This is a genomic window from Rhodococcus sp. HNM0569 (assembly GCF_012726205.1).
Classification (GTDB): domain Bacteria; phylum Actinomycetota; class Actinomycetes; order Mycobacteriales; family Mycobacteriaceae; genus Rhodococcus_F.
Window position 1 is genome coordinate 15770 of record NZ_JAASAE010000020.1, and the last position, 14528, is coordinate 30297.

Sequence of the window (14528 nt, forward strand, 5' to 3'; positions counted from 1 at the left end):
GAGTGTCGGGAACCCGACGGCCTCGGCGAATCAGAGGGTGTCGGTGAAATCCTGCCCCGGGTCGCCGGTGGTGTGCGTGCGTGGCTCGTCCGCCGCGGCGGCCTCCGCCGATCTGCGGCGCTTGCGGCTCCTGCCCGACTCGGCCTTACCCGACTGGGCCCGGCCTGCCGCGACCACGTCGAACTCCTCGTCGAGATCCGACGGTGCAGAGATCGTGGAGGCTTCGTCGTCGTCGAGCGCCGCCCACCCCTCGGCGGCGATGCGGGCGCGACGGCGGTCGTTGAGCCGCGCGACCTGGACGGCGAACTCGAACAGGACCGTGAGCGCGAGCGCCAGCACGAGCATCGAGAACGGATCCTGGCCAGGGGTGGCGATGGCCGCGAACACGAACAGCGCCATGATCAATCCGCGACGCCACGCCTTGAGCCGCTCGTAGGACAACACGCCCACGAAGTTGAGCGCGACGATGAGCAGCGGGATCTCGAAGCTGACCCCGAAGATGATCAGCAGGTTGATGATGAAACCGAAGTATTCGGCGCCGCCGAGCGCGGTGATCTGGACGTTGTCGCCGATCGTGAGCAGAAAGTGCAGAGCCTTCGCGACGACGAGGTATGCGAGCACTGCGCCCGCGACGAACAGCGCCGCCGCCGACACCACGAATCCGACCGCGTAGCGCCGCTCGTTGGAGTACAGGCCCGGCGTGACGAACGCCCACAGCTGGTACAGCCACACCGGGCACGCGAGCACGACGCCCGCGGTGAGCGCGACCTTGAACCGCAGCATGAACTGTTCGAACGGGCCCGTCGCGAGCAGACGGCACGTGCCGTCGTTGCTCAGATCGGCGCGACTCTCGGGAGGCAGCGAACAGTACGGGCCGCGGAGCACCTCGCCCAGACTTTCGATGCCCAGGATCGAGTGCGAGTACCAGAAGAATCCGAGCAGCGTGGTGACGAAGATCGCGAGCACCGAGAGCAGCAGCCGCGTGCGCAGTTCGTAGAGGTGATCGACCAACGACATCGTGCCGTCGGGATTCGTCCTCCTCCGGCTTCTACGCGGGTCGAACGGAATGCGCACAGTGGTGACCCCAGTCTTGCTCAGGCGATGGGTGGAGACGACGTTCGGCGACGCGACCGGCACACGCCGATCGACGACGCCACCGTGGTGTCGCCGCGACACCACGGTGGTGGAGGGAACGTGCTAGGCGGGCCTGCTGTGATCCTGCGGCTGGTCGTGCGGCTCGGGCTGCGGCTGCGAGGCCGACAGCTCCGACGGCGCCTGAGCCGGCCGGCTCTGGGTGGGCGGGGTGTCCTCGTTCTGCATCTCCTTGACCTCGCTCTTGAAGATGCGGAGCGAACGTCCGAGACCGCGCGCGGCGTCGGGCAGCTTCTTCGAGCCGAACAGGATCACGACGACGATCGCGACGATGGCCCAGTGCCAGGGGCTCATGGCTCCCATGATGAAACCTCCAAAAGATCAGGTGTGCGTGATGGTACCGGACGAACCGCCCTCGTTCTCGGTCACGCAACACCCAGTATGCCCCGTTGCGCCGGCGTCGACCTGAGCGTTTCCTCCACGTTGCCCTCGAGCGGAGCGAGGCCTGATCCAACCCCGGCGGAGCGAGGCCTGATCCAACCCCGGCGGAGCGAGGCCTGATCCAACCCCGGCGGAGCGAGTCGTCAGACCGTGGAGTCGCTGTCGTCGTAGAGCGCGAGTGCCTGTTCGGCTCCGCGCCGCACCGCGGCCGCGAGGTCGGGAGGATCGAGCACCGTGACGTCGGCACCGAAACCGAGCAGCAGCCGGGCCATCCATTCCGGGCTCGCGAACGGCATCGTGACGCGAACGCTGCCGTCCGGATCGACCGCGAGGATGTCCATCGGGTAGTAGTCCACTGCCCACATCGCGGCCTTCGTCACCCGCAGGGTCGCGCGCGGCAACGCCGGGTCGCCGAACGGTTCGTGGCTTTCGGTGCCCGTCACGAGTTCGAGGTGCGCCCGGGACGCGAGTGCGCGGTCGGGCGCCGCGACGGGCTCGTCCAGCTCGGTCGCGGCGTCGATGCGGTCGAGACGGAACAGCCGCACACCGTCGGCGGAACGGCACCATGCGTGGAGATAGCTGCGGTTCTCGACTGCGACGAGTTGCAGCGGGTCGACCACGCGGTCGCTGACGGTGTCCCGCGACGCCGAGAAGTAGGTGATGCGCAATGCGTGGCGGTGCTGCAGCGCCGAGCGGACCGTCGCCGCAACCGGGTCCTCGGCGCGGATGCCGTCGCCGGACGGCGCGACCGTGCCCAGTCGCGCGGCGGCCGCCTCGCCCGCCGCGGCCTCGATCTTCGCCATCGCACTCTCGACGGCGGTGGGGTCCGCCGTGCCCGGCATGTCGACGAGTGAACGCAACGCCACCAGCAGCGCCGTCGCCTCGGTGGAAGTCAACCGCAACGGCCGGTCGATGCCGGCCGAGAAGGTGACCTCGATGCTGTCCTCCGAGAACGACAGGTCGATGAGATCGCCCGGACCGTAGCCGGGCAGGCCGCACACCCACAGCTGGTTGAGGTCGGTCATCAGTTGCGGCACGCTCACGCCGAGTTCGTCCGCCGCCTCCGCCGCGCTGATCCCCGGGTTCGCGATGAAGTACGGCACCAGGTTCAACAGCCGCGACAACCGCGCGGACAGACGGTTGCTGCTCATCGGCCTTCCCCCTGTTCCGTCGCGAGTGCGCCCCGCAATCTCGTCAGCACCTCGTCACGCAACTCCCTGGGTTCGAGTGCGGCCGCGTCGGCGCCGTGCCCGGCGACCAGACGCGCGAGCCAGCCCCACGTCTCCGCCGGGATCTCGAGCACGCTGCCCGGACGGCCGGCGAGTGCGAGATCAGCCACCACGGCGCCGAGGCGCCGCAACTCGTGTGCCCGGTCGCGCGCCACCCACACGCGGCCCACACCGTCGACCAGGGGCGTACTCGTGGCACGTTCGACCACCGCCCGCAGGTCGACACCCTCGGGCTTGCGCACGGCGCCACGCGGACCGAGCACGGTGATGTCCTCGCCGATCCTCGACAACCGGAAGGTCCGCGTCGCATCGCGATCGACGTCGTGGCCCACGAGATACCAGCGTCCGCGCGTCGTGACGACACCCCACGGCTGCACGGTGCGGGTGCTGAACGGATCGGTGAGCGTGCTGCGATGCCGGAATCGGACCGTCTGCCCTGCCTCGACCGCGGCGAGCAACGCCCCCAACGCAGGCTCGGAACCGCGGGTGCGCGTGGGCACCGCGGTCACCGTGCCCAATCCGGACGACGACTCCACCTGCACCCCCGCTGCCCGCAACTTGAGCAGTGCGCTCTGCGCAGCCGAGATCAGCTCGGGCGAGTCCCACATACGCACCGCGACGGCAACTGCCGCCGACTCCTCGCTCGTCAAACCGATGTCCGGCAGCTCGTACGCACTGCGATCGATGCGGTAGCCCTCGACCGACGAGTAGCCCGACGACGGCCCCGTCTGGAGCGGCACACCCAGGTCGCGCAACTCGTTCTTGTCACGCTCGAACATGCGGCTGAACGCCTCGTCGCTCGCCGACTCGTCGTATCCGGCAACGGACTGGCGAATCTTCTCGGCGGTGAGGAACTGCCGCGTCGAGAGCAGGGCGATGACGAGATTCATCAACCGCTCGATCTTGGAAATCGACACGAGCGAAGCCTAGCCGCTACCGCCGCGAACGCCCGCGCAGCAACCCCTCCGACGGAAACACAGTCACATCGAGGCGATCAGACGAGCTCACATGGACGCGATCAGACGAGCTCACATCGAGGCGATCAGACGATCGACGCGCTCGTCGACGTTACGGAACGGGTCCTTGCACAGCACCGTGCGCTGCGCCTGGTCGTTGAGCTTGAGGTGCACCCAGTCGACCGTGAAATCGCGGCCCGCGTCCTGCGCAGCAGCAATGAACTCGCCCCGCAACTTGGCGCGCGTGGTCTGCGGTGGCGTGTCGACGGCCTCGTCGATGGTTTCGTCCTCGGTGACACGCTTGACCAGACCCTTGCGTTGCAGCAGGTCGAACACACCGCGGCCACGCTTGATGTCGTGATACGCGAGATCGAGTTGCGCGATCTTCGGATCGGACAGCTCGAAGTTGTAGCGATCCTGGTAACGCTGGAACAGCTTGCGCTTGATGACCCAGTCGACCTCGGTGTCGACCTTCGCGAAGTCCTGTTCCTCGACCGCGTCGAGCATGCGCCCCCACAGGTCGACGACCTGTGTGATCTGCGGATCCGGCTCGCGGGTGCGCAGATGCTCGACCGCGCGCGCGTGGTACTCGCGCTGGATGTCGAGTGCACTCGCCTGCCGCCCGCCCGCGAGCCGCACCGGTCGCCTGCCGGTGATGTCGTGGCTGACTTCGCGGATCGCGCGGATCGGGTTGTCGAGTGCGAAATCGCGGAACGGCACACCCGCCTCGATCATCTCGAGTACGAGGGCCGCGGTGCCGACCTTGAGCATGGTGGTGGGCTCGGCCATGTTCGAATCGCCCACGATGACGTGCAGCCGCCGGTACTTCTCGGCGTCGGCGTGCGGTTCGTCGCGCGTGTTGATGATCGGCCGTGATCGCGTGGTGGCCGACGACACGCCTTCCCAGATGTGTTCGGCACGCTGCGACAGGCAGAACGTCGCCGCCTTCGGCGTCTGCAGCACCTTGCCTGCGCCGCAGATCAACTGACGCGTCACGAGGAACGGCAGCAGCACATCGGAGATGCGGGAGAACTCGCCCGATCGGCCCACGAGATAGTTCTCGTGGCAGCCGTACGAGTTGCCTGCGGAGTCGGTGTTGTTCTTGAACAGGTAGATCTCGCCGCCGATGCCCTCTTCGGCGAGCCGCTGCTCGGCGTCGACGAGGAGGTCTTCGAGCACGCGCTCGCCCGCGCGGTCGTGATTGACCAACTGGACGAGGTCGTCGCACTCTGCGGTGGCGTACTCGGGGTGCGAGCCGACGTCGAGGTACAGCCGGGCACCGTTACGGAGGAACACATTGGAGCTACGGCCCCACGACACGACCCTGCGGAAGAGGTACCTGGCAACCTCGTCGGGGCTCAGCCTCCGGTGACCGTGAAAGGTGCAGGTGACACCGAACTCGGTCTCGATTCCCATGATTCGTCGCTGCACACCTCGACACTACAACCATCCGTGCTCGCGTGACCGCCGGAAACGTGCGCCACGCCGCAGGGCCTCGCGGGCGCATACGCTGACGTCGTGACGAATCTTCGGCGGCGCGCGAACGGACTCGACCGGGCGGTCATGGACTACACCGCCACACTGCGCTCGCCGAGCGCCGACCGCGCACTGCGCGGGCTCAGCCGGGCGGCCGATCGCAGCGCGCTGTGGGTCGCCGTCGCGGTCGTGCTGTCGCTCGCCGGGCAGCGTCGTGCCGCGGTGCGCGGTGCGGCATCGGTCGCCCTCTCGAGCGCCCTCGCCAACGGCGTGCTCAAACCGCTGTTCCCGCGCCGCAGGCCACCCGTGCGGACATGGCTCACACCCCACCGCGGCGTCCGTAGCCCGCGATCGTCGTCCTTCCCGTCCGGGCACTCGGCCTCGGCCGCCGCGTTCACGACCGGTGTCGCTCTCGAGTCACCGGTCGCGGGCGCCGTCGTCGCCCCGCTCGCCGTCGCCGTCGCGTACTCGCGCGTGCACAACGGCGTCCACTGGCCAAGCGACGTCGTAGCAGGCACGGCACTCGGCACCGGCGTCGCCCTCGCCACACGACGCTGGTGGGCGGTGCGTGTCGACGAGCCCGCGGAACCCGGAGCGGCTCGGTCCGCTCCCGCGCTCGCCGACGGTGCCGGGCTCGCTGTGTTCGCGAACAACGACGCAGGCAGCGAGAACGACCTCCTCGACCGTCTCGAGGAGGTACTGCCCGGCTCCTCGATCCGCTACCTCGACACCGATACCGACTTCGCCGAGCAGATCGACCGTGTCGTGGGCCGCGACGCACCACGCGCGCTCGGAGTGTGCGGAGGCGACGGGACGGTCGGGGCGGTCGCCGACGCCGCGGTGCGTCACGGCCTTCCGCTCGCCGTCTTTCCCGGCGGCACACTCAACCACTTCGCGCGGGACGTCGGCGCCGACGCTCTCGACGACACGCTCGACGCGCTCCGTGCAGGTCGAGCGGTCGCCGTCGACCGCGCCCGCATCGACACCGATACGACACCGCAGGCACCCTTCGTCAACACCGCGAGCCTGGGCGGCTATCCGGACGCGGTCCGGATGCGGGAGAAGTGGGAGACGCGGACGGGCAAATGGCCGGCCGCGGCATGGGCGATGATCCGCGTGCTCGCCGACGCGGAACCCTTGCACGTCACGATCGACGGCGAACCGATGCGGATCTGGATGCTGTTCGTCGGTAACGGCACCTACTCCCCCGGCGACCAGGTGCCGATGTCGCGGCCGTCGCTCGCGGGCGGGTATCTGGACGTGCGCTATCTGCGCGCCGACCGAACGGCGTCCCGGTCGCGGCTGCTGTTCGCTGCCGCGACCGGGACGCTGGGGCGATCACGTGTGTACCACCGCGGTCTGGTACCCGAACTGGACGTGCGTGTGGCCGGTGCGCCCGTCGCGCTGGCCACCGACGGCGAGGTGGTGGGCGACGCGTCGCGATTCGTCTTCCGCAGCGAGCCGGGCGCACTGACCGTCTACCGATCCTGAGGCGCGCGATCGTCACCGCGCCTGCAAGGTGGTCACTCCTCCGGCGATGCGGAGCCCGAGCCACCCGATCCCGCCGCACCCGAAGATCCGTCGACACCGTCGGGCAACAACTCGGCGATCCGCGCCGATCCGATGCGCCGGAACGCCCGCCGCGACCGGTTCTGGTCGAGCACCGCGACCTCGAGCGCGTCGAGCGGACGGACGTCGCCGTCTCCGTTGCTGCGTTGCAACGCACGCACGGCGATGGCGAGCGCGTCACGCAACTCGAGGCCGGGTGCGAAGGACTCCTTCATGGCCGCCACGATGGGATCGGTGCTGCCGCCCATGACGACGAAGTCGCGTTCGTCGACGATCGACCCGTCGTAGGTGATGCGGTAGAGCTGACGATGCGGATCGGACCCGTATCGGCCGACTTCCGCGACGCAGATCTCCACCTCGTAGGGCTTCGGCTGCTCGGTGAAGATCGTGCCGAGTGTCTGCGCGTACGCGTTCGCGAGCGAGCGGCCCGTGACGTCGCGGCGATCGTACGAGTAGCCCCGCATGTCCGCGTGCACGATGCCCGCACGACGCAGATTCTCGAACTCGTTGTACTTGCCGACGGCCGCGAAGCCCAGCCGGTCGTACAACTCGGAGATCTTGTGCAGTGCCGTCGACGGATTCTCCGCAACGAACAGGACACCGTCGCGGTACGTGAGCACGACGACGCTGCGTCCACGCGAGATGCCCTTGCGCGCCAACTCGGATCGGTCGCGCATGATCTGCTCGGCCGACGCGTAGTACGGCATGGTCATCGCGGATCCCCCTCCCTCTCGGTACGCGCGGTCACCACGGTCCGCGCGATGTCGGACATCCGCTGTGCCGGAACGGCGACCGCACCGTCGGCATCGATCGTGATCGCCGTCGGATAGATGCCGCGGGTGAGGTCGGGACCGCCGGTCGCCGAGTCGTCGTCGGCGGCGTCGTAGAGCGACTCGACGGCCGCCCGCAGTGCCGCGTCCTGATCGCCGTCGGGATCGTAGAGTTTCTTGAGCGACGACTTCGCGAACAGCGAACCCGACCCGACCGCGTAGTAGCCGGCGCGTTCCTCGTAGCGCCCGCCTGCCATGTCGTACGACACGATGCGCCCGGCGTGTTCGCCCTCGCGCGCGTCGATGTCGTAGCCGACGAGCAGCGGTACGACCGCGAGGCCCTGCATCGCGGCGCCGAGGTTGCCGCGCACCATCGAGGCGAGGCGGTTGGCCTTGCCGTCGAACGTGAGCTGGACGCCCTCGATCTTCTCGTAGTGTTCGAGTTCGACCGCGAACAGCTTCACGAGCTCGATCGCGACGCCTGCGGTGCCCGCGATGCCGGTCGCCGAGTAGTCGTCGGTGACGTACACCTTGTCCATGTCGCGGTTGGCGATGAGGTTGCCCTGCGTGGCCCGCCGGTCGCCCGCGATGAGGACGCCGCCGCGGTAGGTGAGCGCGACGATCGTGGTGCCGTGCGGAGCGATGTCGCCGCCGTCCATGGCGTCTCCCCTTCCCACGATCGAGGATCGACTACGGTTGCCCGGCAGCATGTCGGGCGCGTAGGCGCGCAGGTATTCGGCGAACGACGACAGCTGCGCACCCCCTCCCGCGTGGATTCCCCCGTCGATGCGTAGTCCGGGCAGCTCCGCCGTCACTGGCCGCCCTTCTGAACGTAGGCGCGCACGAAGTCCTCGGCGTTCTCTTCGAGGACGTCGTCGATCTCGTCGAGCAAGTCGTCGGTGTCTTCGGCGAGCTTCTCGCGGCGTTCCTGACCGGCAGCGCCGTCACCGACCTGATCGTCGTCGTCTCCGCCGCCCGGGCGTGTGGTCTGCTCCTGAGCCATGTGACCGACCTCCTCGTTCACGGGAGCCCGCGGCGTGCACATGCGGCGCCGCACGGTCTTCCCTCGCTACGCGTCCGAGACGAGTGGGCACCGCAGCACCTGCTCGCTGCTCGGACCCTCACCCTACCGAGGTGACGTCGGTTACGGGCGACGACGAGCCCGCATGTTCGCCGTCGGCACAATCGTGGGTCTCGTTCAGTTGGTGAGTGAATCGACCAGTTCTGCGGCGGACTCCGCTTCCTCGATCAACCGGCCCACATGAGCTTTGCTGCCGCGCAGCGGCTCGAGCGTGGGAATCCGGACGAGCGAGTCGCCACCGAGGTCGAAGATGACCGAGTCCCAGCTGGCCGCGGCGATGTCCGCGCCGAACTTGCGCAGAGCCTCGCCGCGGAAGTAGGCACGGGTGTCCGCGGGCGGGGTCGTGACCGCGTCGAGCACCTGCTGTTCGGACACCAGCCGCTCCATCGAACCGCGCGCGACGAGCCGGTTGTACAGGCCCTTGTCGAGTCGGACGTCCGAGTACTGCAGGTCGATCATGTGCAGCTTCGGCGCCGCCCAGCCGAGGCTCTCGCGGTTGCGGTAGCCCTCCAGCAAGCGCAACTTCGCGGGCCAGTCGAGCAGGTGCGCGCACTCCATCGGATCGCGCTCGAGCAGGTCGAGGACCGTGGCCCACTTGTCGAGGAGATCGGTGACGCGTGGGTCGTCGTCGCCTCGCGCGGTGACGAATTTGTCGACCCGGTCGAGGTATTCGCGCTGCAGCGCGAGCCCCGTGAGCTCGCGGCCGTCGGCGAGCGCGACGGTCGCCCGCAGCGTCGGATCGTGGCTGATGTGGTGGACCGCGGTGACCGGCCTGGCAAGCTGCAGATCCGTCAGGTCGACGCCGGCCTCGATCAGATCGAGCACGAGCGCGGTGGTGCCGACCTTGAGATAGGTTGCGGTCTCGGCCAGGTTGGCGTCGCCCACGATGACGTGCAGGCGCCGGTACTTGTCGGCATCGGCGTGCGGCTCGTCGCGCGTGTTGATGATGCCGCGTTTGAGCGTCGTCTCGAGTCCGACCTCGACCTCGATGTAGTCGGCACGCTGCGACAGCTGGAAGCCCGGCTCGTCTCCCGACTGCCCGATCCCGACCCTGCCGGACCCACAGATCACCTGTCTCGACGCGAAGAACGGCGTGAGGCCGGTGATCACGTCGGTGAACGGCGTGTCCCGCGACATGAGGTAGTTCTCGTGTGTGCCGTACGACGCGCCTTTGCCGTCGACGTTGTTCTTGTACAACTGAAGTCGCGGTGCGCCCGGCACACTCGAGGCGTGACGCGCCGCCGCCTCCATGACGCGCTCGCCCGCCTTGTCCCAGATGACGGCGTCGAGCGGATCTGTGACCTCGGGAGCCGAGTACTCCGGGTGCGCGTGGTCGACGTACAGCCGAGCACCGTTGGTGAGGATCATGTTTGCCGCGCCCACCTCGTCGGCGTCGATGACCGGCGCGGGCCCGTTCAGCCGACCCAGATCGAATCCGCGCGCGTCGCGCAGCGGCGACTCCACCTCGTAGTCCCATCGCGTGCGCTTCGCACGCGGCACACCCGCGGCCGCCGCGTACGCGAGCACGGCCTGCGTGGAGGTGAGGATCGGATTCGCCGACGGCTCCCCCGGAGAGGAGATGCCGTATTCGACCTCGACACCGATGATCCGCTTCATGCCCCGAGCCTATGCGATCACGTTCACGTGAGCGGTGCACCCTGCCGACGCGCCTGCGAAGTCCCCGCCCGACTCGCGCGTGTGCACGACTTGACCCTGACACAGTGAGAAGGTGTCGGATGGTCGACAGCCGGATGATCGAAAAAGGGGAGGTGGTTGCCGTGACCACGACCGAACTCGTCGACGCCCTGTCCGCCGCTCGCGCATCCGATCGCCTGCGCGCCGCCCTCGAGGTCGGCACCGGGGCCGACCCCCGAGCCGCCGAGGCTCTCGTCGCGCGCTGCGCCGTCGAACCGGACTTCTTCGTCCGCGACATGCTCACCTGGGCCTTGTGCCGTCTACCGGTCGACTCCGTGGTGCCCCGTCTGGTCACCGAGCTTGCGTCCGGGTGCACGCAGGCACGAGCACAAGCACTGCACACACTCTCGAAGATCGGTGACGGCAGCGCATGGCCCGCGGTGGCCGAGGCGGTGCACGATGCCGACGACGACGTCGCCCGCAGTGCGTGGCGTGCCGCGGTCGCGCTCGTACCGCCCGGTGAGGATGCCGCTCTCGCAACCGACCTGGCAGCCGAACTCGGCCGCGGCGACCGGGACCTGCAGCTCAGTCTCAGTCGCGCGCTCGTGACACTCGGCGAGTCGATACTGCCTGCTCTCGACACCGCCGCGACGAGCGTCGACGCGGCCGTCCGCGCGCACGCGGACGCGACCCGAGCGCTGTCGGCCGATCCCGACAGCGGTTTCGCACTCTCGCTCGAGGTAGCCAAGCGCGTCGCGGTCGCCGGGTCCGACGAGGAGCAGACCGGTGCCGACCGGTGAGTCCCCGTGCTGATCGGTGAGGTCGCGCGCCGCTCCGGGGTGAGTGCGCGCATGTTGCGGCACTACGACGCGCTCGGCCTGGTGGCACCCACCGGTCGCACGTCGGGCGGCTATCGCGAGTACTCGACCGACGACCTTCGGCGGCTGTTCCACGTCGAGAGCCTGCGCACCCTCGGCCTGTCCCTCGACGAGGTCAAGCGGGCTCTCGACGAACCGGCGTTCGCGCCTGTCGATCTCGTGGACGAACTGATCACCCACACGCGACGGCGCATCGCGGCCGAAGCCGAATTGCTCACGCGGCTCGAGCATGTCGCCGCAGCCGCTCCCGCCGGCTGGAGGGACACGCTGGGCATCGTGACCTTGCTGCAGGAATTGGGATCGGAGTCGGCGGCACGTCGTCAGCAGGCGGTCCTGTCCCGCGATCGCTCGGCGTCGCTGCCCGTCGACGCCTTGGCCGAAGCGGCCCTGACCGAGGACGACCTCAACGTCCTGGGCGCGCTGCGCTGGGCGCTCGCCCGCGCCGATGGACGCGGCTTGGAGGTGCTGGCCGCCGGCTTGGACTCGTCCGACGCCGACGTCCGCCGCCGGGCGACCGCCGCGATCGCGGCCGTAGATTCGGCGCAGGCACGCGAGTTGCTCACGCGGGCTCTCGACGACGTCGACATGTCGGTGCGTACGCGCGCCGCACTCGCCCTCGGCTCACGCGGCAGCGCGCACGCGGTGCCCGTCCTCGTCGCCATGATCGTGGAGGGACACCTCGACGTCGAGGCAGCCGAGGTGCTGGGGGTGCTGACGGCGAACGACGCACCGGGCGACCGTGCGACCGAGGCCTTCGAACTCGTCCTCGACAATGGGGCCGAGACCTCCGTCCGGCTGCGTATCGCGCAGGCGCTCGCGGAGATCCCCGGACCGCAGGCGCTCGCTGTCCTCACCCGGCTCGCGCGCGACTCGGACCGCACGGTGGCAGCCACCGCCGCCGCGATCTCGGCGGCCCGCGCGCGAAAGTCCGGCGTCGACCGCCCGCAGGAATGAACGCGCCGACGCGGTGCGAAGATGGCGTCATGGACGAAGTGGTCGCCGTGTACGACGCGCGCGGTACGCAGATCGGTACGGCTGCGCGCGAGCGGGTCTACGCGGAAGGCCTGTGGCACGCGAGTTCCGGAGTGCTCGTCCGCTCACTCGACGGCGAGCGGGTGTACGTGCACCGCCGCACCGCGACGAAATCGGTGTTCCCCGGCATGCACGACTGTCTCGCGGGCGGCGTCGTCGATCCCGGCGAGAGCCCCGAGGACACCGCGCGCCGGGAGCTCGCGGAAGAACTCGGCGTCACCGGCACCGAGATCCTGCCGCTCGCACACACCGCGTGGGAGGGCACGTCGAACGGGCGGACCCTCCGCGTGCACCTGTTCGCATACGAAACTCGTTGGGACGGACCGATAGTGCACCAGCCCACCGAGATCGAGGACGGGTGGTGGTGGACCACGCGCGAGCTGCGCGAGCACCTCGCGGATCCGCAATGGCCGTTCGCACCGGACTCACGCGCATTGTGGGACGCCTCGGGAATGTGAACGCCGAGTCGTCGAGAGACAGACCCGGAAACACCGAACGGTGTGCGGGACGGCGTCCCGCACACCGTTCGGTGTCGTGCTCGACAGGCGTGGTGGTGGTCTACAGGTACTGACCGGTGTTGGATTCGGTGTCGATCGCGCGCGACGCGCTCGCGTTCTTGCCGGTGACGAGCGTACGGATGTAGACGATCCGCTCGCCCTTCTTACCCGAGATCCGCGCCCAGTCGTCCGGATTGGTGGTGTTGGGCAGGTCCTCGTTCTCGGCGAACTCGTCGACGATCGAATCGAACAGATGCTGCACCCGCAGGCCCGGAGCACCCGTGTCGAGGACCGACTTGATCGCATACTTCTTGGCCCGGTCGACGATGTTCTGGATCATCGCGCCCGAGTTGAAGTCCTTGAAGTACAACACTTCCTTGTCGCCGTTCGCATAGGTGACCTCGAGGAAGCGGTTTTCCTCGCTCTCCGCGTACATGCGCGCGACGACCCGGTCGATCATCGCCTTGACACACAGCGAGCGGTCGCCACCGAACTCGGCGATGTCGTCGGCGTGCACCGGCAACGAATCGGTCAGGTACTTCGAGAAGATGTCCTGCGCCGACTCGGCGTCGGGGCGCTCGATCTTGATCTTCACGTCCAACCTGCCGGGACGGAGGATCGCAGGATCGATCATGTCCTCACGGTTGGACGCGCCGATCACGATGACGTTCTCGAGCCCCTCGACGCCGTCGATCTCCGCGAGCAGCTGCGGCACCACCGTGGTCTCGACGTCGGACGACACCCCCGATCCGCGGGTGCGGAAGATCGAATCCATCTCGTCGAAGAACACGATCACCGGGGTACCTTCGGACGCCTTCTCGCGGGCGCGCTGGAAGATCAGCCGGATGTGCCGCTCGGTCTCGCCGACGAACTTGTTCAGCAGCTCGGGGCCCTTGATGTTGAGGAAGAACGATTTCGCTTCGCGCGTGTCCTCGCCGCGCGCTTCGGCGATCTTCTTCGCGAGCGAGTTCGCGACGGCCTTCGCGATCAGCGTCTTGCCGCACCCGGGCGGGCCGTACAGCAGGACACCCTTGGGCGGGCGCAGCGCGTACTCGTGGAACAGGTCCTTGTGCAGGAACGGCAACTCGACCGCGTCCCGGATCTGCTCGATCTGCCGGCCCAGGCCGCCGATGTCCTCGTAGCCGACGTCCGGCACCTCCTCGAGGACGAGGTCCTCGACCTCGGCCTTGGGGATGCGTTCGAATGCGAAACCCGCCTTCGCGTCGACGAGCAGCGAGTCACCCGGCCGCAGGCGGCGGCCCGAGTCCTCCTCGAGGCTCGTGTCCTCGGACAGCGCCTCGGCGTGGCCCGCCGCGAGGGGCTGGGACAGCCACACGATGCGCTCTTCGTCCGCGTGCCCGACGACGAGGGCGCGCAGCCCGTCGTCGAGGACCTCGCGCAGCGTGCTGATCTCGCCGGTACGTTCGAAGCCGCCCGATTCGACGATCGTGAGCGCCTCGTTGAGCCGCACGGTCTGCCCGAGTTCCATCGCCGCCGCGTCGACATTCGGCGAGCACGCGAGCCGCATCTTGCGACCCGAGGTGAACACGTCCACCGTGTCGTCGTCGTGCACCGTGAGCAGCACGCCGTAGCCGCTGGGTGGTTGACCGAGACGATCGACCTCTTCGCGCAGCGCGACCAGTTGCTGACGCGCTTCCTTGAGCGTGTCCATGAGTTTGGTGTTGCGGATCGTGAGGGAATCGACACGCGATTCGAGCTCACGGACCTCTTCGGGTGACTCCGCAAGTTGTCGTCGGAGAGCAAGCGTTTCTGCACGCAACGCCTCGAGCTCTCTTGCTGCTGCCACGGGATCCGGATTCTCTGTCGAGCTCATGTGCGTCTCCTCCCAGTGAAGATCTATCAACGCTACCG

The 14528-nt window shown here is 68.5% G+C and carries 14 protein-coding genes; 4 read left to right on the top strand and 10 right to left on the bottom strand.

The features are described 5' to 3' along the window. Positions 1 to 30 precede the first annotated feature (30 nt). The 5 genes from tatC to pafA all read right to left on the bottom strand — a co-directional run bounded on the left by tatC (position 31) and on the right by pafA (position 5149). Positions 31 to 1074 (bottom strand): twin-arginine translocase subunit TatC, encoded by a 1044-nt coding sequence (gene tatC, locus HCA44_RS19170; protein ID WP_169650926.1) that lies wholly within the window; start codon positions 1072 to 1074, stop codon positions 31 to 33. Between the two features lie 123 nt (positions 1075 to 1197). Next, complete coding sequence (tatA, locus tag HCA44_RS19175; protein ID WP_169650927.1) at positions 1198 to 1455, bottom strand: Sec-independent protein translocase subunit TatA; 258 nt, start codon at positions 1453 to 1455, stop codon at positions 1198 to 1200. A 221-nt stretch (positions 1456 to 1676) separates the two neighbouring features. Next, entirely contained in the window at positions 1677 to 2684 is a 1008-nt protein-coding gene (locus HCA44_RS19180) for a YafY family protein (protein ID WP_169650928.1), read from the bottom strand. Next, a complete protein-coding gene (locus HCA44_RS19185) occupies positions 2681 to 3679 on the bottom strand; it encodes a YafY family protein (protein ID WP_169650929.1) in 999 nt (332 codons plus the stop codon). Before HCA44_RS19185 ends, HCA44_RS19180 begins: the two co-directional genes overlap by 4 nt. 111 nt (positions 3680 to 3790) lie before the next feature. Beyond that, entirely contained in the window at positions 3791 to 5149 is a 1359-nt protein-coding gene (gene pafA, locus HCA44_RS19190; RefSeq protein WP_346764801.1) for a Pup--protein ligase, read from the bottom strand. A 132-nt stretch (positions 5150 to 5281) separates the two neighbouring features. Between pafA and HCA44_RS19195 the strand changes: the two genes are divergently transcribed. Further along, positions 5282 to 6685 carry a phosphatase PAP2 family protein gene (locus HCA44_RS19195; protein ID WP_169650954.1) on the top strand — a complete coding sequence of 468 codons (1404 nt, stop codon included), beginning with the start codon at positions 5282 to 5284 and terminating at the stop codon, positions 6683 to 6685. 32 nt (positions 6686 to 6717) lie between these two features. Here HCA44_RS19195 and prcA read toward each other — a convergent pair whose 3' ends face one another. The 4 genes from prcA to dop form a co-directional block, all read right to left on the bottom strand. Beyond that, positions 6718 to 7476: a proteasome subunit alpha gene (gene prcA, locus HCA44_RS19200; RefSeq protein ID WP_169650930.1), complete on the bottom strand. Its 759-nt coding sequence runs from the start codon at positions 7474 to 7476 to the stop codon at positions 6718 to 6720. Then, positions 7473 to 8243 carry a proteasome subunit beta gene (gene prcB / locus HCA44_RS19205; protein ID WP_169650955.1) on the bottom strand — a complete coding sequence of 257 codons (771 nt, stop codon included), beginning with the start codon at positions 8241 to 8243 and terminating at the stop codon, positions 7473 to 7475. The genes prcA and prcB overlap by 4 nt, the downstream gene beginning before the upstream one ends. A 101-nt stretch (positions 8244 to 8344) precedes the next feature. Beyond that, positions 8345 to 8536 carry a ubiquitin-like protein Pup gene (locus HCA44_RS19210; protein ID WP_169650931.1) on the bottom strand — a complete coding sequence of 64 codons (192 nt, stop codon included), beginning with the start codon at positions 8534 to 8536 and terminating at the stop codon, positions 8345 to 8347. A 195-nt stretch (positions 8537 to 8731) separates the two neighbouring features. Next, positions 8732 to 10231 (bottom strand): depupylase/deamidase Dop, encoded by a 1500-nt coding sequence (gene dop, locus HCA44_RS19215; protein WP_169650932.1) that lies wholly within the window; start codon positions 10229 to 10231, stop codon positions 8732 to 8734. 161 nt (positions 10232 to 10392) lie between these two features. Here dop and HCA44_RS19220 point away from each other — a divergent pair, with 161 nt between their 5' ends. From HCA44_RS19220 to HCA44_RS19230, 3 genes are read left to right on the top strand one after another with little or no spacing between them, the layout of a single operon-like run. Next, complete coding sequence (locus HCA44_RS19220; protein WP_346764802.1) at positions 10393 to 11049, top strand: HEAT repeat domain-containing protein; 657 nt, start codon at positions 10393 to 10395, stop codon at positions 11047 to 11049. Positions 11050 to 11055: 6 nt separating this feature from the next. Further along, positions 11056 to 12081, top strand: coding sequence for a HEAT repeat domain-containing protein (locus tag HCA44_RS19225; protein WP_169650933.1), 1026 nt, complete (start codon positions 11056 to 11058; stop codon positions 12079 to 12081). A 29-nt stretch (positions 12082 to 12110) separates the two neighbouring features. Continuing rightward, positions 12111 to 12617 carry an NUDIX domain-containing protein gene (locus HCA44_RS19230; protein ID WP_169650934.1) on the top strand — a complete coding sequence of 169 codons (507 nt, stop codon included), beginning with the start codon at positions 12111 to 12113 and terminating at the stop codon, positions 12615 to 12617. Positions 12618 to 12717: 100 nt separating this feature from the next. Here the strand turns inward: HCA44_RS19230 and arc are convergent, their stop codons facing one another. Next, positions 12718 to 14490 (bottom strand): proteasome ATPase, encoded by a 1773-nt coding sequence (gene arc, locus HCA44_RS19235; protein ID WP_169650935.1) that lies wholly within the window; start codon positions 14488 to 14490, stop codon positions 12718 to 12720. Positions 14491 to 14528 lie beyond the last annotated feature (38 nt).

Bases quoted from the DNA above. Each gene is read 5' to 3' on its own strand.
- tatA (WP_169650927.1), bottom strand. From the start codon at position 1,455: ATGGGAGCCATGAGCCCCTGGCACTGGGCCATCGTCGCGATCGTCGTC.
- HCA44_RS19180 (WP_169650928.1), bottom strand. From the start codon at position 2,684: ATGAGCAGCAACCGTCTGTCCGCGCGGTTGTCGCGGCTGTTGAACCTG.
- HCA44_RS19195 (WP_169650954.1), top strand. From the start codon at position 5,282: ATGGACTACACCGCCACACTGCGCTCGCCGAGCGCCGACCGCGCACTG.
- prcA (WP_169650930.1), bottom strand. From the start codon at position 7,476: ATGACCATGCCGTACTACGCGTCGGCCGAGCAGATCATGCGCGACCGA.
- prcB (WP_169650955.1), bottom strand. From the start codon at position 8,243: ATGCTGCCGGGCAACCGTAGTCGATCCTCGATCGTGGGAAGGGGAGAC.
- HCA44_RS19210 (WP_169650931.1), bottom strand. From the start codon at position 8,536: ATGGCTCAGGAGCAGACCACACGCCCGGGCGGCGGAGACGACGACGAT.
- dop (WP_169650932.1), bottom strand. From the start codon at position 10,231: ATGAAGCGGATCATCGGTGTCGAGGTCGAATACGGCATCTCCTCTCCG.
- HCA44_RS19230 (WP_169650934.1), top strand. From the start codon at position 12,111: ATGGACGAAGTGGTCGCCGTGTACGACGCGCGCGGTACGCAGATCGGT.
- arc (WP_169650935.1), bottom strand. From the start codon at position 14,490: ATGAGCTCGACAGAGAATCCGGATCCCGTGGCAGCAGCAAGAGAGCTC.